Annotated in this window: 18 protein-coding genes; 9 read left to right on the plus strand and 9 right to left on the minus strand. The window is 72.5% G+C overall.

Annotation, left to right across the window (positions count from 1 at the left end; genetic code table 11):
• Nucleotides 1-30: 30 nt before the first annotated feature.
• Entirely contained in the window at nucleotides 31-1,233 is a 1,203-nt protein-coding gene (locus ACZ4NT_RS20675; RefSeq protein ID WP_467726776.1) for a hypothetical protein, read from the minus strand.
• A gap of 459 nt (nucleotides 1,234-1,692) precedes the next feature.
• Between ACZ4NT_RS20675 and ACZ4NT_RS20680 the strand changes: the two genes are divergently transcribed.
• Nucleotides 1,693-2,652 (plus strand): SDR family NAD(P)-dependent oxidoreductase, encoded by a 960-nt coding sequence (locus tag ACZ4NT_RS20680; RefSeq protein WP_467726778.1) that lies wholly within the window; start codon nucleotides 1,693-1,695, stop codon nucleotides 2,650-2,652.
• An 11-nt stretch (nucleotides 2,653-2,663) separates the two neighbouring features.
• On the opposite strand, the gene ACZ4NT_RS20685 is transcribed toward ACZ4NT_RS20680, so the two are convergent.
• From ACZ4NT_RS20685 to ACZ4NT_RS20710, 6 genes are all read right to left on the minus strand, one after another.
• A complete protein-coding gene (locus ACZ4NT_RS20685) occupies nucleotides 2,664-3,497 on the minus strand; it encodes an alpha/beta fold hydrolase (RefSeq protein WP_121407464.1) in 834 nt (277 codons plus the stop codon).
• Nucleotides 3,498-3,640: 143 nt separating this feature from the next.
• Nucleotides 3,641-4,537, minus strand: a complete 897-nt coding sequence (gene nrfD, locus ACZ4NT_RS20690; RefSeq protein ID WP_467726844.1) for an NrfD/PsrC family molybdoenzyme membrane anchor subunit — start codon at nucleotides 4,535-4,537, stop codon at nucleotides 3,641-3,643.
• 71 nt (nucleotides 4,538-4,608) lie between these two features.
• A complete protein-coding gene (locus ACZ4NT_RS20695) occupies nucleotides 4,609-5,469 on the minus strand; it encodes a 4Fe-4S dicluster domain-containing protein (RefSeq protein ID WP_467726780.1) in 861 nt (286 codons plus the stop codon).
• Nucleotides 5,466-8,711 carry a formate dehydrogenase gene (gene fdh / locus ACZ4NT_RS20700; RefSeq protein ID WP_467726782.1) on the minus strand — a complete coding sequence of 1,082 codons (3,246 nt, stop codon included), beginning with the start codon at nucleotides 8,709-8,711 and terminating at the stop codon, nucleotides 5,466-5,468. The genes ACZ4NT_RS20695 and fdh overlap by 4 nt, the downstream gene beginning before the upstream one ends.
• Nucleotides 8,712-8,729: 18 nt before the next feature.
• Nucleotides 8,730-8,978, minus strand: coding sequence for a hypothetical protein (locus ACZ4NT_RS20705; protein ID WP_121407460.1), 249 nt, complete (start codon nucleotides 8,976-8,978; stop codon nucleotides 8,730-8,732).
• A gap of 108 nt (nucleotides 8,979-9,086) precedes the next feature.
• Nucleotides 9,087-10,376: an ROK family transcriptional regulator gene (locus ACZ4NT_RS20710; protein WP_467726784.1), complete on the minus strand. Its 1,290-nt coding sequence runs from the start codon at nucleotides 10,374-10,376 to the stop codon at nucleotides 9,087-9,089.
• 171 nt (nucleotides 10,377-10,547) lie between these two features.
• On the opposite strand from ACZ4NT_RS20710, the gene ACZ4NT_RS20715 reads away from it, so the two are divergent.
• The 5 genes from ACZ4NT_RS20715 to ACZ4NT_RS20735 all read left to right on the plus strand — a co-directional run bounded on the left by ACZ4NT_RS20715 (nucleotide 10,548) and on the right by ACZ4NT_RS20735 (nucleotide 15,886).
• Nucleotides 10,548-11,867: an extracellular solute-binding protein gene (locus ACZ4NT_RS20715; RefSeq protein ID WP_121407458.1), complete on the plus strand. Its 1,320-nt coding sequence runs from the start codon at nucleotides 10,548-10,550 to the stop codon at nucleotides 11,865-11,867.
• A 76-nt stretch (nucleotides 11,868-11,943) separates the two neighbouring features.
• Complete coding sequence (locus tag ACZ4NT_RS20720; RefSeq protein ID WP_121407457.1) at nucleotides 11,944-12,939, plus strand: carbohydrate ABC transporter permease; 996 nt, start codon at nucleotides 11,944-11,946, stop codon at nucleotides 12,937-12,939.
• The gene (locus tag ACZ4NT_RS20725) at nucleotides 12,932-13,804 is read left to right on the plus strand and encodes a carbohydrate ABC transporter permease (protein WP_183117104.1); all 873 of its coding nucleotides are present in this window, start codon (nucleotides 12,932-12,934) and stop codon (nucleotides 13,802-13,804) included. Before ACZ4NT_RS20720 ends, ACZ4NT_RS20725 begins: the two co-directional genes overlap by 8 nt.
• Entirely contained in the window at nucleotides 13,801-15,192 is a 1,392-nt protein-coding gene (locus ACZ4NT_RS20730) for a GH1 family beta-glucosidase (RefSeq protein WP_467726787.1), read from the plus strand. The genes ACZ4NT_RS20725 and ACZ4NT_RS20730 overlap by 4 nt, the downstream gene beginning before the upstream one ends.
• Before the next feature lie 199 nt (nucleotides 15,193-15,391).
• Entirely contained in the window at nucleotides 15,392-15,886 is a 495-nt protein-coding gene (locus ACZ4NT_RS20735; RefSeq protein ID WP_121407454.1) for an FBP domain-containing protein, read from the plus strand.
• A 61-nt stretch (nucleotides 15,887-15,947) separates the two neighbouring features.
• Here ACZ4NT_RS20735 and ACZ4NT_RS20740 read toward each other — a convergent pair whose 3' ends face one another.
• Nucleotides 15,948-16,544 (minus strand): TIGR03086 family metal-binding protein, encoded by a 597-nt coding sequence (locus ACZ4NT_RS20740; RefSeq protein WP_121407453.1) that lies wholly within the window; start codon nucleotides 16,542-16,544, stop codon nucleotides 15,948-15,950.
• Nucleotides 16,545-16,668: 124 nt separating this feature from the next.
• On the opposite strand from ACZ4NT_RS20740, the gene ACZ4NT_RS20745 reads away from it, so the two are divergent.
• The 3 genes from ACZ4NT_RS20745 (at nucleotide 16,669) to ACZ4NT_RS20755 (ending at nucleotide 20,414) form a co-directional block, all read left to right on the plus strand.
• Nucleotides 16,669-17,946, plus strand: a complete 1,278-nt coding sequence (locus ACZ4NT_RS20745) for an aromatic acid exporter family protein (RefSeq protein WP_121407452.1) — start codon at nucleotides 16,669-16,671, stop codon at nucleotides 17,944-17,946.
• Nucleotides 17,947-17,995: 49 nt separating this feature from the next.
• The gene (locus tag ACZ4NT_RS20750) at nucleotides 17,996-19,048 is read left to right on the plus strand and encodes a hypothetical protein (protein ID WP_467726789.1); all 1,053 of its coding nucleotides are present in this window, start codon (nucleotides 17,996-17,998) and stop codon (nucleotides 19,046-19,048) included.
• Nucleotides 19,049-19,160: 112 nt separating this feature from the next.
• Entirely contained in the window at nucleotides 19,161-20,414 is a 1,254-nt protein-coding gene (locus ACZ4NT_RS20755; protein WP_121407450.1) for a lactonase family protein, read from the plus strand.
• Here ACZ4NT_RS20755 and ACZ4NT_RS20760 read toward each other — a convergent pair.
• Nucleotides 20,382-21,107: a DUF2470 domain-containing protein gene (locus ACZ4NT_RS20760; RefSeq protein WP_467726791.1), complete on the minus strand. Its 726-nt coding sequence runs from the start codon at nucleotides 21,105-21,107 to the stop codon at nucleotides 20,382-20,384. The two genes, ACZ4NT_RS20755 and ACZ4NT_RS20760, sit on opposite strands and share 33 nt — an antisense overlap.
• Nucleotides 21,108-21,240: the final 133 nt, after the last annotated feature.

Here is a 21,240-nt window from a genome sequence, read left to right on the forward strand (position 1 = left end):
CTCCCCCGGTGTCCTCGGCCGGCTCGGGGCTCACGAGGCGGGCGCCGCCCTGCGGAGGTTGGTGATGCAGGCACCGATGGCCGCCTGGAGCTCCTCCAGGCGCTGCAGCATGTCGTCCTCGTAGATGTCGTCGATGTCCTCGACGTCGTCGAAGGTCAGCTCCTCGAAGACCTTCGTCGCCCGCTGGAGGCTGCTGTAGAACTTCGTGCGGCGCTCCTGGACCCGCAGCTCGGGGTCGGCCTCGACGGTCTGCACGACGAGGCTCCTGACGGTGTCGTAGGCCTCGGTCGCCCACTGCCCGGCCTCTTCGTCCTCGTCCAGTTCGTCGATGAGGGAGAGGTGCCGCTCGGCCTCCGCGCGCAGCTCGGCGGGGGCGTCGATGGTCTGCCCGGCCGGTGTCTTGACCTGGCCGTTCTCGACGATCTGGCGGACGTAGCCGATCCGGTCGGCGGCGCGGGTCTCCGTGGCGACCGCCTTCTTCAGGTCGTCGGTACGCGCGATGTCCCGGGCCAGCTCGGTCTGCAGCGCCGGGTCCTCCCTGACCCGGTCGAGCAGCGCGGCCCGGGCCGCCTGGGCGGTGGAGGGGTCGGCCAGGATCGCGGCCCGCAGTGCGGTGGGGTTCTCCGCGACCTCCAGGGCCTTGGTCGGGCGGATGCCCTCGGCCTCGGCGGCGGCGGTGATGGCGGTGCCGCGCTCGGAGGAGGCGCTGGAGCGGGAGGTGTAGTAGGCGAGCCAGGCGTCGGAGTCCGGCAGGTCGACGTCCTGCCCCGGGGCGAGCACCTCGAAGTGCGGGACGAGGCCGTCGTCGGCCGCCTTGTCCCAGGCCTTGTAGTAGCGCATGACCCGCTCGGGCGAGCACCCGGCGAGCGAGGCGAACTCCTTCGCGGGGATCTTGGGGGTCTCGCCCGCCGCCTGTCCGCCGGGGCGGACGCTGCGCGCCACCTTCAGCGCGAAGGCCCAGCCGCCGGTCCGCGCGTAGACGCCGAAGTCGTGCGCGTCCCGCGTCACCCGCTCGTCCACCGGTTCCACGGGGTCGGCCGGCTCCTCCTCGCTCGCCGCGGGCGCGGCCGCCTGTGCCGGCACCTCCACCGGCGCGGCGGCGTCCGCCGGAGCCTCCGTCGCGGCCGGGGTCGCCTGCTCGGCGGAGATTCCCTCGTCCCAGAAGTGTTCTTCGGCGGACGTCTCGTCGGTGGGCACGACCGCCCCTTCGGGCGCGGTGCTCGCTACGGACACAGGGGACTCCCCAGCTCGGTGCGGATCACGGAAGACAGAACGAGCAGCCTATATGAGCCCCTTCACTCGGCTTTGTGCGCTTGCCCGGAACGGCGCACGCCGCCCCGGACGGGCCCGCACCCGCGCACCGGTCCCGCCGTGACGCAGATCACCGCGAATGCCCCCATTCCGAGGAACACCAGCCGGTAGTCGCCCGTTGAACCAACCGTGGGTGCGGATGGGACAGTGTCCCCGGGCCTCACCTATTGCCCACAGGGACGATCGTCCGGCTGAAGCCCTGTGGAGCGTCTCGCCGAGAGGCGACCGCCATGCGTGCCCACACCGGTACCGCCCCGACCGTGATTCCCCCGTCCGGTCGGGGCTCCTTTTTTCCGTCCCGGCACGCCGCCCGGGCGCACCGCCGGGCGCCGGTCGCGTCCGGTTGACTTCGAGTGCCCTCCAATTCGTAGCGTGCTCCGCATGAGCACTGCACAGCACAAGATCGGCTCGGGCTTCGACGCCCGGAGCACCGCCGACGACGTCCTGCACGGCATCGACCTCACCGGAAAACTCGCGCTCGTGACGGGCGGCTACTCGGGGCTCGGTCTGGAGACGACCCGCGCCCTCGTGAAGGCGGGCGCCCGGGTCGTCGTCCCCGCCCGCCGGGTGTCCGTCGCCCGGGAGGCGCTGGCCGGCCTCGACGGGGTCGAGGTGGACGAACTCGACCTCGGCGACCTCGACAGCGTGCGCGGCTTCGCCGAGCGGTTCCTCGCCTCGGGGCGCGGCCTCGACATCGTCATCGACAGCGCCGCGGTGATGGCCTGCCCCGAGACGCGGGTGGGGCCCGGCTGGGAGGCGCAGTTCGCGACGAACCACCTCGGCCACTACGCCCTCGTCAACCGGCTCTGGCCGGCCATCGCGCCGGGCGGTGCCCGCGTGGTGTCCGTCTCCTCCGCCGGTCACCACTACTCCGGCATCCGCTGGGACGACGTGCACTGGCGGGACGGCTACGACAAGTGGGAGGCGTACGGCCAGGCGAAGACGGCGAACGCGCTGTTCGCCGTGCACCTGGACCGGCTCGGCCGGGACTCGGGCGTGCGGGCCTTCTCGCTCCACCCCGGCGGGATCCTCACCCCGCTGCAACGCCACCTCCCGAAGGAGGAGATGGTCGAGCGCGGCTGGATCGACGAGGACGGCAGGCCGCTGAACCCCGCGGGCTTCAAGACGCCCGAGCAGGGTGCCGCCACCCAGGTGTGGGCGGCGACCTCGCCGCAGTTGGACGGTCTCGGCGGGGTGTACTGCGAGGACTGCGACATCGCCGAGCCGGCGCCGGCGGACGGTCCCCGCACCGGCGTGCGCGACCACGCCACCGACCCGGAGCAGGCCGCCCGCCTGTGGCGGCTGTCGGCGGAGCTGACCGGGGTCGACGCCTTCGCGTGACGGCCCGGCGGTCAGCCGCGGGAGACGAAGTCCCGCAAGTCGGCTGTCAGTTGCGCGGCATGGGTGGCGAACAGGCCGTGGCCGCCGTTCTCGTAGACCTTGAGCGTGCCGTCGGGCAGCAGTGCCGCCGCTCGACGGCCGGTCAGGTCCAGGGGCGCGGAGGTGTCGTGCGTGCCGTGCACGACGAGTGCGGGCAGGTCGAGCTTCGCCGTCTCGGGGGCGACGTCGAGCGTGGTCAGCAGCTCCTGGAGGGCGGTCCCGGCACGCGGGGTCGCCCCGTGGCACCGTTCGACCATGGACCGTACATAGGCCGGCGAGAGCTCGTTCCCGGGGAGGTCCAGCGCGAAGAAGGCCCGCGCGCCGCCCTCGAAGAAGGCCGCCCGGTCCCGGCGGAACACCTCGTTCCCCGCTCGGAGGACCTCCGGGTCGACGCCGCCGGGGTGGTGCGCCGAGCGTGCCGGGCCCGGCACCATGCCGCCGACCAGCACCGTCCGGGCGACCCGGTCGAGGCCGTGCCGGCTCAGGCACCGCACGATCTCCGCCGTCCCCACCGAGTGCCCGACCAGGGTCACGTCGCACAGGTCGAGGTGCGTGAGCAGGCCGTGCAGGTCGTCGGCGAGGCTGTCGAGGTCGAACCCGTCCCACACGTCGTCGGACCTGCCGTGCCCGCGCCGGTCGAAACCCACGCAGCGGAAGCCCTCCTCGGCCAGCGGCAGCATCTGGTACTCCCACATGCCGGTGTCGAGGTAGGCGCTGTTCACGAACACGATCACCGGCCCGTCGGCGGGTCCGTGGTCGACGTGGTGCAGGCGGGTGCCGTCGACGGGGCTTGCGAAGTACGGCATGGGGGAACCTCCCGGAATCCGGTGCCGGCGAAGGGGTACGCCCTTCAGGGTTCCGGGTGGCGGCGACCACGTCGATTACCGCGCAGGTCATGCGCCGCGGACCGGATGCCCGGGGCCGGCGCACGCACCCGCGGCGGGAGGGCCTACGCCTGCCGTGCCCGCCGCTCCCGCTGCGGTACGACCGTGTACTTCGGGTCCCGCGCCGACGCCGTGCCCGCCGCGAAGACGCCGAACCGGGTGCACACGGAACCCGCCAGGAGGGCGAGACCGCTGACCGCCGCTGCGCCGCGGGACCGGCCGCCGAGGAGCCCGCCGCCGAGTGCGCCGCCCACGGTGAGGAGGCGCGCGGCACGCAGCAGCGTGCCCGCCCGGCCCTCCCGGTAGGTCTCCGCGACCATGCCGAGGCGCCGCTCCGCCGCCCTGGTCGCCGCCGTCTCGCCGAGCGCCGCGAGGGCGACGGCGCAGCGGGCGGGAGCGGTCTCCCGGGTGGGGGCGACCACGAGTGCCATGCCGCCGGCCGCCGCGGTCGCCGACGCCACGAAGAGGTAGGGCAGTTCGCGGTGGGCGCCGTGCCAGGCGGGCACCGCCGTGTCCGCCGCGAGGACCGCGGTGTAGGCGGCGACGGCGGGGCCGAGCAGGGCGGCGGCACCGGTCGCGGCGGCACCGACCCGCGGCAGCCGGCCGGTCACCGCGCAGGCCGCAGCGGCGCCGGCCGCGGGTCCGTACGCGGAGAGCAGCCAGGAGCCGACGCTCATCGGCGAGGTGGGCTTGAGCACCCGCAGCATGTTGAGGAAGCGGCCGGGTCGGCCGAGGTCGTGGACGAGGGCCGCCGCGGAGAGCGAGACCGCGGTGAGCGAGGAGACCTTCAGCGCGGTCGCGGTGGCCGCCCGGCCGGTCAGCTGGGCCCCGGCCGCGAGTACCGACCCCGCTCCGGCGAGCCCGCCCAGGAAGAAGTACCCGGCGATGTCACGGGGCTCCCAGGACGGGGCCTTGATGACGGGCCGGCCGTAGTACGACTCGAACTCGGCCCGCGGGACCATCAGTTGTTCTCCCCGGCGGCCGCGCCCGCGCCGCCGCCCCGGTTCCTGCGGTCGCGCGCTCGCGGAACTGGTCATCGGCGTCCCTTTCCGGTCACGGCGAACGACAGGGCGATCCCGCCCAGCAGGGAGAGGGCCGCCGCGCCCGCGTGCCGCCACATCGCGGGCAGATCGCGGGTCGTGACGACCGGGTCCGGGGGCAGCCCGTACACCTCGGGCTCGTCGAGCAGCAGGAAGAACGCGCCGTCGCCGCCCACCCCGTCCTCGGGGTCGTGGCCGTAGAGCCGGGCGTCCGTGACCCCGGCCCGGTGCAGCTGGTCGACCCGGAGGGCGGCCCGCTCGCGCAGCTCGTCCAGCGGGCCGAACTGGATGGACTCGGTGGGGCAGGCCTTGGCACAGGCCGGTTCCCGGCCCGCGCCGAGCCGGTCGTAGCACATGGTGCACTTGAACGCCCGTCCGTCGTCGGGGCGTTGCTCGATGACGCCGTACGGGCAGGCGGGCACGCAGTAGCCGCAGCCGTTGCAGACGTCCTCCTGGACGACGACCGTGCCGAACTCCGTCCGGAAGAGGGAGCCCGTGGGGCACACGTCCAGGCACGCGGCGTGGGTGCAGTGCTTGCAGACGTCGGAGGACATCAGCCAGCGCATCCCGTCGCCGTCGGTGGCGGGCGGCGCCGAGTCCCCCTGCGCCAGCGGGAGTTCGGTCCGGCCGTCGGGGCCCGGCGGTTCGGTGCGCCGGCCGGAGTAGGGCTGCTCGACGAACGCCACGTGCCGCCAGGTGGAGGCGCCGAGCGCCTGGGTGTTGTCGTACGACATCCCGGTGAGCGAGAGGCCGTCCTCCGGGATCGCGTTCCACTCCTTGCAGGCGACCTCGCACGCCTTGCAGCCGATGCACACGGAGGTGTCCGTGAAGAAGCCGACCCGTTCCTCGCTCATGACCGGGCCTCCGTTCCGGTGGTCTCGGTGATGCCCGCGCGGCGCCGGTACTCGGCGACCAGGCGCGGCAGGTCGGGCCCCCGCGGCCGGCGCCCGGGGCGGATGTCGGCGGTGAGCGCCTTGTCCTCCTGGATGTGGGCGTTCGGGTCGAGCGCGATGGCCATCAGTTCGTTGGCCGCGTCGCCGGTGGACACCCCGTTCGGTCCCCAGTGGAACGGCAGCCCGATCTGGTGGACGGTGCGGCCCTGCACTCTCAGCGGGCGGATCCGCTCGGTCACCATCACGCGTGCCTCGACGGCGTTGCGTGCGGTGACGACGGTGGCCCAGCCGCCGTGCCGGAGACCCCGCTCGGCGGCCAGCTCCGGGGAGACCTCGCAGAAGAACTCCGGTTGCAGCTCGGACAGATAGGGCGACCAGCGGCTCATGCCGCCGGCGGTGAAGTGCTCGGTCAGCCGGTGCGTGGTCACGATGTACGGGAAGACGTCCGCGCCCGGCTCGTCGCCGCTCGGGTGGTAGCGGTTGCCCTCGCGGGGGAGCAACTGGCGTACCAGGGAGCGCGGGGTGGACGGGTACAGCGCGTTGGTGAACGGCGAGTCCTGCGGCTCGTAGTGCGTGGGCAGCGGCCCGTCCTCCAGGCCCGCCGGGGTGTACAGCCAGCCCTTGCCGTCGGCCTGCATGATGAACGGGTCGTCGCCGCGCAGGGCGTCGGGCCCGGTGGCGTCCTCGTCGGGCACGAAGTCGGGGGCGCGGTCCGGCACGAAGTCGGGGACGTCGCGGCCGGTCCAGCGTCCGGTCTCCGGGTCCCACCAGACGTACGCCTTGCGTGCGCTCCAAGGGGTGCCGTCGGGGGCGGCGGAGGCGCGGTTGTAGAGGATGCGGCGGTTGGCGGGCCAGGCCCAGGCCCATTCGGCGGCCACCCAGTCCTGTTCGCCCGCCGGCTTCCGGCGGGCGGCCTGGTTGACGCCGTCGGCGTACACGCCGCAGTAGATCCAGCAGCCGCACCGGGTGGAGCCGTCGTCCTTCAGCTCGGTGTACGCGCCGAGCGGGCTTCCGTCCGGGCCGTGCCCGTTGATCTCCGCGAGGACGGCGTCGGCGACGGGCTCGTCCAGCGGGCCGGTGACCGGGTAGTCCCAGGTGAGGTCGAGGACGGGGCGGTCCATGGGGTCGGTGGAGCCGGCCAGCTTCTCCCGGACGCGGCGGCCCAGGTGGTAGGTGAACCACAGGTCGCTGCGCGCGTCGCCCGCGGGTTCGACGGCGGCGTGGTGCCACTGCACCCAGCGGTTGGTGTTGGTGAAGGAACCGGATTTCTCGGTGTGGGAGGCGGCCGGGAAGAAGAACACCTCGGTGCCGATGTCCTCGGTGCGCAGCTCGCCGCTCTCGATTTCGGGGCCGTCCTGCCACCAGGTCGCGGACTCGATGAGGGAGAAGTCGCGGACCACCAGCCAGTCGAGCCTCGCCATGCCGAGGCGCTGCAGGCGGGTGTTGGCGGAGCCCACCGCGGGGTTCTCGCCCATCAGGAAGTAGCCCTTGCAGGTGCCGTCGAGCTGCGCCATGACCGTCTCGTACGTCGAGTGGGAGCCGGTGAGGCGCGGCAGGTGGTCGAAGCAGAAGTCGTTCTCCGGGGTGGCCGCGTCGCCGTAGTAGGCCTTGAGGAGACTGACGAAGTAGGCCCGCATGTTCCCCCAGAAGCCCTTGTCGGTGCGGCTGGCGGCGACGAAGGAGTCCAGGTCGATGTGGGTGTGGGCGTGCGGCATGGGGAGGTAGCCCGGCAGCAGGTTGTAGAGGGTCGGGATGTCGCTGGAGCCCTGGATGGAGGCGTGGCCGCGCAGGGCCTGGATGCCGCCGCCGGGGCGCCCGATGTTGCCGAGGAGGAGCTGGAGGATGCTCGCGGCGCGGATGTACTGGGCGCCGACGGAGTGCTGGGTCCAGCCGACGGCGTAGCAGAAGGCGCTGGTGCGGTCGCGGCCGGAGTTCGACGTCAGGTCCGCGCAGACCCGCAGGAAGGTGTCGCGGGGTACTCCGCAGATCTCCTCGACCTTCTCGGGGGTGTAGCGGGCGTAGTGCCGCTTGAGGATCTGGTAGACGCAGCGCGGGTGCTGCAGGGTCTCGTCGCGGGGCGGGCGGGGGCCGGTGCGGGCGCCGCCGGAGCCGTGCGTCTCGGAGCCGCCGAGCGACTCCACCCGCTCCTCGTAGTGTTCGTCGACCTCGCCGGTGGGCTGCTGGACGTCGATGCCCTCGTACTGCCAGCTGCGCGGGTCGTAGTGCCGCTGCTCCTCGTCGAGGCCGGAGAACACCCCGTCCAGGTCCTCGGTGTCGCGGAAGTCCTCACGGACCAGGGAGGCGGCGTTGGTGTAGTTGAGGACGTACTCGCGGAAGTCCTTGCCCTCGGTCAGGACGTGGTTGATGATCCCGCCGAGGAAGGCGATGTCGGTGCCCGCGCGGATCGGGACGTGCAGGTCGGCGAGGGCGCTGGTGCGGGTGTAGCGCGGGTCGACGTGGATGATGCGGGCGCCGCGCGCCTTGGCCTCCATGACCCACTGGAAGCCGACCGGGTGGGCCTCGGCGAAGTTCGATCCCTGGATGACGATGCAGTCCGAGTGCTGCAGGTCCTGCATGAAGGTGGTGGCGCCGCCGCGTCCGAAGGAGGTGCCGAGTCCGGCGACCGTGGAGCTGTGGCAGACCCGGGCCTGGTTCTCCACCTGCACCACGCCGAGGCCGGTCAGCAGCTTCTTGATGAGGTAGTTCTCCTCGTTGTCGAGCGTCGCGCCGCCGAGGCTCGCGATGCCCATGGTGCGGGCGGTGCGCAGTCCGTCCTGTTCCCATTCCCAGGTCTCGCGCCGCGTGCGGACGACCCGCTCGGCGACCATGTCCATCGCCGTGTCCAGGTCGAGCGGTTCCCAGTCGGTGCCGTGGGGGCGCCGGTAGAGCACCTGGTGGCGGCGGGCGGAGCCGGTGGTGAGCTGGAGGGTCGCGGAGCCCTTGGGGCACAGGCGACCCCGGCTGACGGGCGAGTCGGGGTCGCCCTCGATCTGGACGACCTTGTCGTCCTTGACGTAGACCTGCTGGCCGCAGCCGACCGCGCAGTACGGGCAGATGGACCGGGTCACCCGGTCGGCCGTGTCGGTGCGCGGCCTGAGCTGCTCGGTGCGCGGCGAGGTGGCGGCGGAGCCCCGGCCCAGGCGGTCCTCGCCGGTGAGCTGACGGTAGACGGGCCAGCGGCGCAGCCGGTCGGACACACCCATGGATGCTCCCTGTCGGGGTCAGGCGGGGGACTCGTCGGGTCCGGGGTGCTCGGGATGGACGGTGTCCGAGCGGTCGCCGCCCTGTCTGCCGGTGCCCGCCTCGTCCGTGTCGGGCACGTCCGAACCCGACTCCTCCTCGTCGTGCGCCTTCTGGGCGTTCGGCGCCACGTCCCAGGGGTCCTCCCCCTCGTGGACCTGCTGGTCGGGCAGGTCGCGCGGGATCGGGTCGCCGTTCTCGCCGGGACCCTCCATCCGGTGTTCGGTCACAGCACACTCCATTCTTCGGCAGGCAGGCGCGGGCCGCACGCGGTCGTGCGCCGTCACCGGCGAGGCGCGGGTACCGCAGGAGTCGGCGGCAAAACCCGGTGCCGCCGATCAGTGCGGGGCCCGCTCCTGGAGGGCGGTCCGCCAGGCGGGTGACCGCCCCTCCGCGGCGGTCTCGGCGCGCCGGCCGCCCCGGGCGAAGAAGTCGGCGAGCGGCAGGATGGCCGCGCCGACCGTGACCGCGTCGGGTCCCAGTCGTCCCAGGTCGATCGTGACGTGCTGGGCCGGATAGCGCAGCGCGTAGGAGGCCGCGTACCGCCGGACGGCGGGCAGGAAGCGGGAGCCGAGCTGGAGGCCCGCCCAGCCGCCGATGAGGATGCGCTCGGGCTGGAAGAGGTTGATCAGGTCGGAGAGGCCCGCGCCCAGGTACTCGGCGGTCTCCTCCAGGACGGCGAGCGCCACGGTGTCGGGCGCGGTCTCCCCGGTCGGGTAGGCGGCGGCGAGCATCGCGGTCAGGGCGGTCTCCTCGTCGACGCCCTCGGGGGGTCGTCCGCCCTCCTCGCGCCAGCGGTCCAGGAGCGCCTCGGCGCCCGCGTACGCCTCCAGGCAGCCCAGGGCCCCGCAGCGGCAGCGGCGCCCTCGGACCCGTACGGTCAGGTGCCCCCATTCCACGGCCCGGCCGTGTTCGACCTCCTCCGTCACCAGGCAGGCGCCGACGCCGGAGCCGAAGAGGACGACCGCGGCGTTGCGGGCGCCGCGTCCGCCGCCGAACCACATCTCGGCCTGGCCGAGGGTCTTGGCGCCGTTGTCCGTGAAGTACGGGACGCTCTGCGGGAGTTGGCAGGCCGAGCGGAGCAGGGACTCGATCGGGACGGCGTCCCAGCCGATGGTCTGGCCGTGCACCACGGCGCCGCGCTCCGGGGTGCGGGCGACGATGCCGGGGACGCCGATGCCGACCCCGAGGAGGTGTTCGGGCGCGATGCCGGCGGCGGCCAGCACCTCGGCGATGCCGTCGCAGATGTGGCCGACGATGACGTCGACGTCGTAGCCCTGCTGTTCCAGCGGCCTCTCGGTGCGGGCGAGTTCGGTGAGGGTGAGGTCGAAGAGCTCGACGCGCACCCGGGTCTCGCCGACGTCGACGCCGATCATGTGGCCGCTGGCGGGCGCGACGCGCAGCAGGGTGCGCGGTCGGCCGCCGTCGGAGTCGACGCTGCCGGCCTCCTCGACCAGGCCGTCGGCGAGGAGCTCGGCGACCACGTTGCTGATGGAACCGGAACTCAGTCCGGTGGCCGGGCCCAGTTCGTAGCGGCTCATCGGCCCGTCGAAATACAACCGTTGCAGTACGGCGGTGCGATTGCCCCGCCGCAGGTCACGCACTGTCCGCCCGTTCCGCCCCGCCATGTGGGTCCCTTCCGGTCCGCCCGACCTGCAAGATACCCCTGCGCGAAGGCTTGACGCGACTTTCTTCCGGGTCTTAACTCACGTCCTAAATTAAGCCGTGAGGGGCGTTCGGGAAGTGAACGCACGGTCGGGCCCCGCACGGCTCTTTCTCCGGAAAGGGACACCAGAGCCATGCGCAGATTCCGAGCCGCGGCCGCCGGTGCGGTCACCGTCTCCCTGCTGACCGCCGTGACCGCCTGTGGCGGCGGCTCGTCGACGGGCGGGGGCGGGTCCAACGACTCGCCGAAGACGCTCACCTACTGGGCCTCCAACCAGGGGCCCAGCGTGGAGGCGGACAAGAAGATCCTCACGCCCGAGCTGAAGAAGTTCGAGAAGCAGACCGGGATCAAGGTGAAGCTGGAGGTGGTCCCCTGGTCCGATCTGCTCAACCGGATCCTCGCGGCGACCACCTCGGGCCAGGGCCCGGACGTGCTCAACATCGGCAACACCTGGTCCGCCTCGCTGCAGGCGACGGGCGCGCTGCTGCCCTGGGACGCAAAGAACTTCGACAAGATCGGCGGCAAGGACCGCTTCGTGGAGTCGGCGCTCGGCTCGGCCGGCGCCCCCTCGGCGGACCCGGCCGCGGTGCCGCTGTACTCGATGGCGTACGCCCTCTACTACAACAAGAAGATGTTCGCCGACGCGGGCATCTCCGAGCCGCCCGCGACCTGGGACGAGATGGTCGCCGACGGCAAGAAGATATCCAAGAACGACAAGTGGGCGCTGGGCGCCGAGGGTTCGAACCTCTCCAACAACATCCACCAGGTCTTCGTCCTCGCCAAGCAGCACGGAGCCGACTTCTTCGACGCCGACGGCAAGCCCACCTTCACCTCGGACGGCGCCGTCGCGGCCGTCAAGCAGTATGTCGACCTGATGGGCAAGGACAAGATCGTCGCGCCCGGCAATGCCGAGTACGCGCAGAACCAGTCCCTTCAGGACTTCGCCAAGGACAAGACGTCCATGGTGCTCTGGCAGACGGCCTCCGCCACCTTCAAGGCCCACGGCATGAGCGACGACGAGTGGGGCGTCGCGCCGGTTCCGGTCCAGTCCGGCACCCCGGGCACCGGGACGGCCACCAACTCCATGGTGGCGGGCATCAACATGGCCGTCTTCAAGAACACCAAGAACATCGACGGCGCCACCAAGTTCGTGAAGTTCATGACCAGCGACGCCGAGCAGAAGATCCTCAACAAGACCTACGGGTCCATCCCGCCGGTCAAGTCGGCGCAGGCGGACCCGGCGTTCAACACCCCGGCCCTCGCGGTGATCAAGGACACGCTCTCCAAGAGCGCGGCCCCGCTGCCGCAGGTCGCCGACGAGTCGCAGTTCGAGACGGCCGTGGGCACGGCCGTGAAGGAGCTCTTCGCGGACGCGGCCGCCGGACGGGCGGTGACCACCGCCTCGGTGAAGGCGAAGCTCGCCAAGGCCCAGCAGCAGATGCCGAAGAAGTGAGCGGTTCGATGACCGCGACTCCCGCCGGGGGCACAGGGACGCCCTCCGTGACCGTGACTGCAGAAGCGAGTGCTCCATGACCGTGACCGCTGCCCCCGAAGCCGGGGAGCGGGCGGTACGCAAGGAATCCCCCGGTGCGGCGCGCGGCCCGCGCCGCACCGGGCGGCTCCGCCGTATCGGTCTCCCGTACCTGCTGCTTCTCCCCGCTCTCCTGCTCGAACTCCTCGTCCACCTGGTGCCGATGGTGATCGGCATCCTCATGAGCTTCAAGGAGCTCACCCAGTTCTACATCCGCGACTGGGGCACCGCGCCCTGGGCGGGCGTGGACAACTACCGCCTGGCCGTGGACTTCGACGCGCCCCTCGGGCAGTCGCTGCTCCACTCGTTCTGGGTGACGTGCGCCTTCACGGTGCTCTCGGTCGGCCTGTGCTGGCTGATCGGCACGACGGCCGCGGTGTACCTCCAGGAGACCTTCCGCGGACGCGGGCTGCTGCGGGCGGTCTTCCTCATCCCGTACGCCCTGCCCGTGTACGCGGCCACCATCACCTGGGCGTTCATGTTCCAGCACGACAACGGCCTGGTGAACCACGTCCTGCACGACCAGCTCGGACTCACCGACAAACCCTCCTTCTGGCTGATCGGCGACAACAGCTTCTACGCGCTGCTCACCGTCTCGGTCTGGAAGGGCTGGCCGTTCGCCTTCCTCATCGTGATGGCCGGCCTGCAGAACATCCCCAAGGAGCTCTACGAGGCCGCGGCCATCGACGGCGCCGGGATCCGGCAGCAGATCCGCCGGATCACCCTGCCCTCGCTGCGGCCGGTCAACCAGGTACTCGTCCTGGTGCTGTTCCTGTGGACGTTCAACGACTTCAACACGCCCTACGTGCTGTTCGGCAAGGCGGCGCCCGAATCCGCGGACCTCATCTCGATCCACATCTACCAGTCGTCGTTCGTCACCTGGAACTTCGGCACCGGATCCGCGATGTCCGTGCTGCTGCTGCTCTTCCTCCTCCTCGTGACGGCCGTCTACCTGGTGCTGACCTCCCGGGGAAGGAAGACCGCCGATGTCTGACAGCGTCCGCGCACCCAGGTCGCCGATGGCGGCCCCGCGCTCCTTCCTCTGGTCGCGCCGGATCTTCCTCACCCTGCTCACCGGCTTCGTGCTGCTGCCGGTCTACGTCATGCTCTCCAGCTCGCTGAAACCGCTGGAGGACGTGTCGGGCAAGTTCCGCTGGCTGCCGAGCGGCCTCACCATCCGCCCGTACATCGACATCTGGTCGACGGTCCCGCTCGCGAAGTACTTCGTGAACTCGCTGATCGTGGCGGGCGCGGCGACCGTGCTCTCGGTCGCCATCGCGGTCTTCGCCGCCTACGCGGTGAGCCGGTACCGCTTCCGCGGCAAGCGCGTGTTCACCGTCACCGTGCTGTCCACCCAGATGTTCCCGGGCATCCTGTTCCTGCTGCCGCTCTTCCTGCTGTACGTGAACATCGGGAACGCCACGGGCATCGCGCTGTTCGGCTCGCGCGGCGGCCTGATCCTCACCTATCTGACGTTCTCCCTGCCGTTCTCGATCTGGATGCTGATCGGGTACTTCGACTCGGTACCGCGCGATCTGGACGAGGCGGCGCTGGTGGACGGCTGCGGGCCGCTCGGCGCGCTGTTCCGGGTGGTCGTGCCGGCCGCCATCCCCGGGATCGTCGCGGTCGCCGTGTACGCCTTCATGACCGCCTGGGGCGAGGTGCTCTTCGCGTCGGTCATGACCAGCGACGCCACCCGCACCCTCGCCGTCGGCCTCCAGGGCTACGCCACCCAGAACGACGTGTACTGGAACCAGGTCATGGCCGCCTCGCTCGTCGTCAGCGTCCCCGTGGTCGCCGGGTTCCTGCTCCTGCAGCGCTACCTCGTCGCCGGGCTCACCGCGGGAGCCGTCAAATGACCGGCACTCCCCCTCCCGAAAGGACCTCCGTGACCATCGACCTCGCCGCCCTCCCCGATGACTTCCTGTGGGGCACGGCCACGTCGGCCTACCAGATCGAGGGCGCCGTCGCCGAGGACGGCCGCTCCCCCTCCATCTGGGACACCTTCTCGCACACCCCGGGCAAGATCGACAACGGGGACGACGGGGACGTCGCCTGCGACCACTACCACCGCTGGCGCGAGGACATCGGGCTCATGCGGCAACTGGGCGCCAACGCCTACCGGCTGTCGGTCGCCTGGCCGCGCGTGATGCCGGGCGGCGACGGACCGGTCAACGCCAAGGGCCTGGACTTCTACGACGCGCTGATCGACGCCCTGCTGGAGGCGGGCATCACGCCGTCCGTCACCCTCTACCACTGGGACCTGCCGCAGGTGCTCCAGGACCGGGGCGGCTGGCCGGAGCGGGACACCGCGTACCACCTCGCGTCGTACGCCTCGGCGGTCGCGGAGCGCCTCGGGGACCGCGTCCAGCACTGGACCACGCTCAACGAGCCGCTGTGCTCGGCGTGGATCGGCCACCTGGAGGGCCGGATGGCGCCGGGCTGGACGGACCTCCCCGCCGCGGTCCGCGCCTCCTACCACCTTCTCCTCGGCCACGGTCTCGCCACGCAGGCGATCCGCGCGGCGGCCCCGGGCGCCCGCGTCGGCATCGTCAACAACCTCTCCAGCGTCGTGCCCGCCACCGACCGCCCCGAGGACGTCGCCGCCGCCCACCGGCTGGACGGGCACACCAACCGCTGGTGGCTGGACCCCGTCCACGGCCGCGGCTTCCCCGCGGACATGCGCGAGGTGTACGGGGTGGACCTGCCCGAGCAGCAGGGCGACCTGGAGACCATCGCGCAGCCGCTGGACTGGCTGGGCCTGAACTACTACTTCCCGTCCGCCGTCGCCGACGACCCCGCCGGGCCCGCCCCGCGCGTCCGCACGGTACAGCGGCTCGGTGTCCGCCGCACCGCCATGGACTGGGAGATCGACGCGGCCGGCATCGAGGGCCTGCTGCTCCGCCTCACCCACGAGTACGGGGCCCGCAAGCTGTACGTGACGGAGAACGGATCCGCCTACCCGGACGTCGTACGCCCGGACGGGACCGTCGACGACCCCGAGCGCACGGAGTACCTGGAGCAGCACCTCGCGGCCTGCGCCTCGGCGGCCCGCCAGGGGGCGCCGCTGGCCGGCTACTTCGCCTGGTCCCTGCTCGACAACTTCGAGTGGGCGTACGGCTACGACAAGCGCTTCGGCCTCGTGCACGTCGACTACAAGACCCAGAAGCGGACGGTGAAGGGCAGCGGGCACCGGTACGCGGACATCATCCGCTCCCACGGCGCCCGGCGGCGGAACGCCGCCTAGGTCGTGTCCGCAGACGGTCGCCGCCCCCGGTGGGTTCCCCCGGGGGCGGCGGCGCATCACGTCGTCGGGCGGTTGCGCGCCGGGCGCCGGGCCGCGGCGAAATGCGGTGGATCCGTCCCCGTGCACTATGTACCTTAGGTCTAAGCCTAGTGTCCCTAGGTTCTGACCGTACCGGTACCGCACACCCCAGGAGCCCCCGATGCGACCGCTCACCGAGCAGGACATCCGCACCTCGTTCATCAACTGCTCGAAGGGCGAGGCGAAGCGTCTCGCGGTGCCCCGGGACTTGGACGAGCGCCCCTGGGAGCACCTGGACTTCCTGGGCTGGCGAGATCCCGGGGCGCCCGACCGCAGCTATCTGGTCACCGAGCACGAGGGCCGCCCGGTGGGGGTGACGCTGCGCTTCCCGACCTCCCGGCGGGGCCTCCTGCACCGCAGCATGTGCTCGCTCTGCCTGACGACGCACCCGGGCAGCGGCGTCTCCCTGATGACCGCCCGCAAGGCGGGCGCGGCCGGACGCGAGGGCAACTCGGTCGGGGTCTACATGTGCACCGACCTCGCCTGTTCGCTCTACGTCCGGGGCAAGAAGGCACCGGAACCCGGGGGCCGCTTCGAGGAGACGCTCACGCTGGAGGAGCAGATCGCCCGGACCGTGGGCAATCTCACCGCGTTCCTGGCGAAGCTGTCCGCCTGAGGGTGCGCCCCGCCCGGCCCCGTCGGCGGCGCGCACCCGTGTCCGGACGGCCGCCGGCGGGTCAGGACGCGGCAGGCGTCCAGTGCGGGTCCCGGCCCAGGAACCCCAGCAGCGCCGCGGCCCGCCCCTCGCTCGCCGGGACCTCGCGCGCCGGGGCGAACACCCCGTAGGCGTCGCGGAGATGGCCGACGAGCCGGTGCGCCACCGGCTCCAGCCCCTCCGCGACGTCCTCGGCCAGCGGCGCCTCCTGCCCCGTGGCCACGGCGATGTCCCAGGCGTGGACGGCGGCATCCATGGCGGCCGCCGCCGCGGCGAACGGGAAGGGAAGCGGTCCGAGCGGGGTCGGCACCCGCGCCGCGTCCGCGGGCAGCCGCCGGTACACGTCCCGCACCCCGCTCAGCACCTTGTCCAGCTCGTCCCCTGCGTCGCCGTCCAGCGCGTCGGCGGGCCGGAAGGGGTCCGTCCGCGGCGACCCGTGCCCGGTGACCGCAGCGCCGTACGCCTGCTGATCGAGACGCGCGTGATTGACTACCTGACGTACGGTCCACTCACTGCAGGGCGTCCGGGCTCCCCAGGCCCGCTCCGGTACGGCCGCGACCACCTCACGCAGGTAGGCGTGCGCCCGCGACAGCAGCTCGACGCCCTCTGTGCCGACCATTCCGGTCCCCTTTCGTCCGCCTGGCCCGTCGAGAACAACGTAGGCACACTTGCGGACAGTTACGGTCCTCAATAAGAACCGGTCGAAACGTTCGTTGCACCTGTGAAAGGGGAACAGCGCAAGGATGCAAGAGGCACGTGGGGAGTGGAGGACGTCCGTCGCGCGGTTCATGAAGCGGCGCCGGGAACCCGCGGTCGTGCAGGCACTGAGATCGACTCTGGCCGCGACGATCGCGTACGTCGTCGCCGTCCGGCTCAGTCCCGAGGCCGCCCCGCTCACCGCTCCGCTGACCGCTCTGCTGGTCGTGCAGGTGACCCTCTACGGCACGATCACCACCAGCATGCGCCGGGTGAACTCGGTGGTCGCCGGCGTTCTCGTCGCCATCGGCTTCAGCGTGCTGGTGGGTCTGACCTGGTGGAGCCTGGCGCTGCTGATCATCGCCTCGCTCGCCGTCGGACACCTCGTACGGGTCAGCGAGTTCGTGCCCGAGGTGGCGATCAGCGCCATGCTGGTGCTCGGCGTGACGAAGGTGGGCGACTACGCCTGGGCCCGGGTGCTGGAGACGGTGATCGGCGCGGTGGTCGGACTCGCCTGCAATCTGCTGTTCGCTCCCCCGGTCTGGGTGGACGCGGCCGGGGAGTCCATCGAGGACCTCGCGCGCCGGATGCGGCAGCTGATGCTCCGTCTCGGCGAGGAGGCCGCGGGGCGCACTCCCTTTGCACAAGCGGCGGCGCGACTGCACGAGGCACGCCGGCTCGACCACGACATCGCCGAGGTCGACGGGGCGCTGCGCCAGGCGGAGGACAGCCTCAAGCTCAATCCGCGCGTCCGGGAGGGCCTGTTGCACCGGGTCGTGCTGCGCACCGGCCTCGACACGCTGGAGATCTGCACCGTCGTCCTGCGGGTGCTCGCGCGCAGTTTCACCGACCTCGCCAAGGAACACGAGCCCGAGCCGGTGTTCGACTCCCAGGTGGGGGCGGCCCTGGAGGAGCTCCTGGCGAAGGTGGGCGACGCCGTCGTCAGCTTCGCCGTCCTGGTGACCACCGACGTGAGCCGCAGCGCCGAGTCCGCGGAGGCACGCCTCGGCGCGGAGCTCACCACGGCGGCGGCCACCCGCGACAAGCTGGCGCAGCTGTTCCTCGAGGGCATCCAGCGCGACGCCCGCCTGTGGCAACTGCACGGCGCCGTACTGACCGAGGTCAACCGCATCCTCGACGAGCTCGACATGGAGCACCGGTCCCGGCGCCTGCTGGAGGAGCTGGACCGCTGCGCGCGCGAGCAGCGCGAGCGCTGGCCGCGCCTTGCCCGCCTGCAGCAACGCCTGCGCCGGATGCGCCGCAACCGCGGGCGCCTCGGGCTGCCGTGGCGGAACCGCCGCTCCCCCTCGAAGCGTTCTACCTGACGAGGCGCCGCTGCGACGGCGGGGCCGAACCGACGAGGGGAGCGTCCGGATGCCCGACGGCACCGTGCGGATCGACGGCAATGCACTGCTGCTTCCAGGAGGGGTACGGGTCCGGTTCATGCGGACGCTGCGTCTGCCGGAGACGGGCATGCACGGACTCCCGCCCGGCCTCGGGGAGTTCCCGGTCCGTCGCGTCGAGGACTACGCGGCCTCCGTGCCGGAGGCATGGCGGGCCCGCGGCGGTGTGATGCTGCCGGTGTACCTGCGCGAGGCCATGTGGCTCGCCTTCGGAGGGTCGCAGGAGCCCGCCGCCCTGCAGGTCGGCGTGGGCAAGGTGTGCGCGATCTCCGGCCGCCCCTGGAGCGACCGGCTGCACCGGGACCCGCAGAACTACGTGGTGCTGCCCCGCCAGCCGTGGCTCGACGGCATCCACTCGGGCAAGGGGACGGTCCGCCAGTTCGTGGCGGTGCCGCTCGGTCTCGGCGCCACCGTCGAGGGCCAGGTGACCGGCGAGGAGGTGTGGGGCGGCGTGCAGCTGCAGTCGTTCCCGCTGAACGCGCAGCGGCTGGCCGAGTGGCGCGAGGAACAGCGGCTGCGGGCGGAGCGGGCCAGGGCGATGCCGCCCCTGCCGGCCTACGGGGCGATGCCGGCGGCCCCGATGGCCGCGGGCGCCCCGCCGGCTCCCGGCGGAGCGCCGACGGGAGCGCCGCCGCAGCGCGCCGCCGCCATGGGACTCGGTGTCGGCGGTTCGATGCGCCAGGAGGTCTACCGGGACGACCGGCCGCGCGGCAGCTGGGCCGAGGAGCCGGGCGGCCGGGTGTTCGTGCACCTGGTGACGCCTCCGGAGTGGCGCCGCATCACCGGTGAGGCGCCGCCGCCGTCCCCGGTCGACCGGGCCGCGTACACCCGCGCGGGGCTCCCCTGGTTCGACTACTACGACCAGGACGGCACGGATGTCGCCCCGACGGACACCCTCGGTGCGGTGCAGCCGGTCGGCGAGTGGCTCGGCGCCGACCTCGATCCCTGGCAGCAGCCGGCGCCGCATCAGGTGAAACCCCTGGGGGACGCGCCGGGCAGGCCGGTGGGGGACGGCGACTGGTGAGGAGAGCGGCCGTTGCGGTGTCCGCAACGGCCGTTGTCTTTCTTGCGTGTTGCGGGTGAGTCGCGCCAAGGTGGCTGCCACAGCCGAGGCGACCGACACCCGAGGTGCAGGCATGAGCAGTGGTGGACAACCGGAGCGGAGTCCGGGCGACGGGAGGTGGAGCAGGCGCCGGTTCGTGGGGGTGTGCACCGCGGCCGCCGCCGTGACGGCGGTTCCGGCACCGGTCGCTCCGAGAAGCACCGCGCCGGAGCGTGCGGCGGCCCCGTCGGCGCCCTCCTCCCCGCCCACGCCGACCGCGACGGCACCGGACTCCGCCGCGCCCTCCCCCGGGGCCTCGGGCCTCCGCCCGCTCTACGTCGGCACGTACACCTCCGCGGAGGGGGGCGGCCGCGGTATCGGCCTCGCGCGGTACGACACGGCGGCGGGACGGATCACGGGGGCCGGGACGCTCACCGGCGTCGCCGATCCGTCGTACCTCGCCGTGCACCCCGACGGCCGCACGCTCTACGCCGTCGACGAGCGCCCGGACGGCGCGGTGACGGCGGTGCGGCTCGCGAAGAACGCGGTTCTGGGCACGCGCGGCACCGGCGGCGCCGCGCCCTGCCACCTGTCCGTGCACCCGAGCGGCCGCTGGCTGCTCAGCGCCAACTACGGTTCGGGGAGCGTCGCCGTCCATCCGATCGGCGCCTCGGGGGCGCTGGGAGAGCGCACCGACCTCGTCACACACACGCGCCCCTCCCCCGGTCCCGGACAGCAGGGCCCGCATGCGCACCAGTGCGTCACGAGCCCCGACGGCGGCCACGTCCTGGCCGTCGACCTGGGCACCGACACCGTGTACTCGTACCGCCTGGACGAGTCCGCGGGGACCCTGAGCGAGGTCTCCCAGGCGCACACCCGGCCCGGGGCCGGACCGCGCCATCTGACCTTCCACCCGAACGGCCGCTTCGCCTATCTGGCGAACGAGGTCGACAACACCGTGGTGGTCTGCGGCTACGACCGGGCGAGCGGCCGTCTGACGCCGGGCGACCCGCAACCGACCGGCACCGGACCGGGGACGAGCTATCCGGCGCAGTTCCTGGTCACGTCGGACGGGGCGTACGCCTTCCTCGCCAACCGGGGGCACAACAGTCTGACCCGCTACGCGGTGGAGGCTGCCGGGGCCCGGCTCCGGCTGCTGGACACCGTGCCGGTGGGCGGCGACTTCCCGCGCCAGATCGCGTTCTCCCCGGACGAGCGGCTGCTGTTCGCCGCGAACCAGAAGTCGGGCACGGTCAGCGTCTTCCACGTCGACCGGGGCAGCGGCGCGCTCCGGCTCGCGGGCAAGCCCTTCGCCTCACCGGTCGCCGTCTGTGCGCTGCCGTTGTAGCGCGCGGGGGCAGGCCGCGGCGCTCGCCTGCGTGAGCAGGACGTGCATGCGTTCCGTGAGCTGGGCGACGGTGTCGGCGGGTGCGTGGAAGGGCAGCCGCACGTCGCCGTTGCCGCGTGCCCGCTCGATGCGCAGGGTGAGTCCGTGCCGGTCGACGGCGAGCGGCTGCACGCGGACGGCGCCGTGCAGACTGTCGGGCCCGACCAGCCGGGTCAGCCGCTCGACCGCGTCGGGGTGGGCGTCCGCGAGGTGGGTCAGCAGCTGCGCCTCGGCCGTCGCGAGCGGATCGGGCGCGGCGGCGGCCAGGTCGTCGAGATCGACGACGACGGCTCCGGTCGCCTCCCGGAGTACGGCACGTGAGGGCTGGAAGACCAGGTGCCCGTCCTCGTGGGTGAACCAGCCGGCGAGCCACAGCCGGGCCCGGATCCGGTTCCGGACCGGGACGGGCGCGACGTCGGCGAACTCCAGCACGGCGGACGGCTCCCCGCGCGGGGCACAGATCGCGGCCGCGACGAGCGTGCTGTCCTCCGGCACGTGCAGCAGCACCCGGCCGTCGGCGGTCACGGTGTGCGCGCCGACGAACTCCTCCCTGCCGCCCTCCGCGGTCACCGCGCAGGACCAGGCCGCGGCGAGCACCGAGCGGGCACGTTGGGCCGCGGCGGGCGCTGCCGCCCAGGTGTGACGATCACGCATCCCAAACCTCCTTAGGTAAGCCTTGCCTAACTTATCGGAGATCGGAGTGCGCGCCAACCAGGCCGCGGGCCGCGACCTCCTTGTGCGTGCCTTCTTCGCGTGGCGACCTCCCCGGACGGCGCCCCACGGTGCC

This window comes from Streptomyces sp. NPDC026417 (assembly GCF_055567695.1).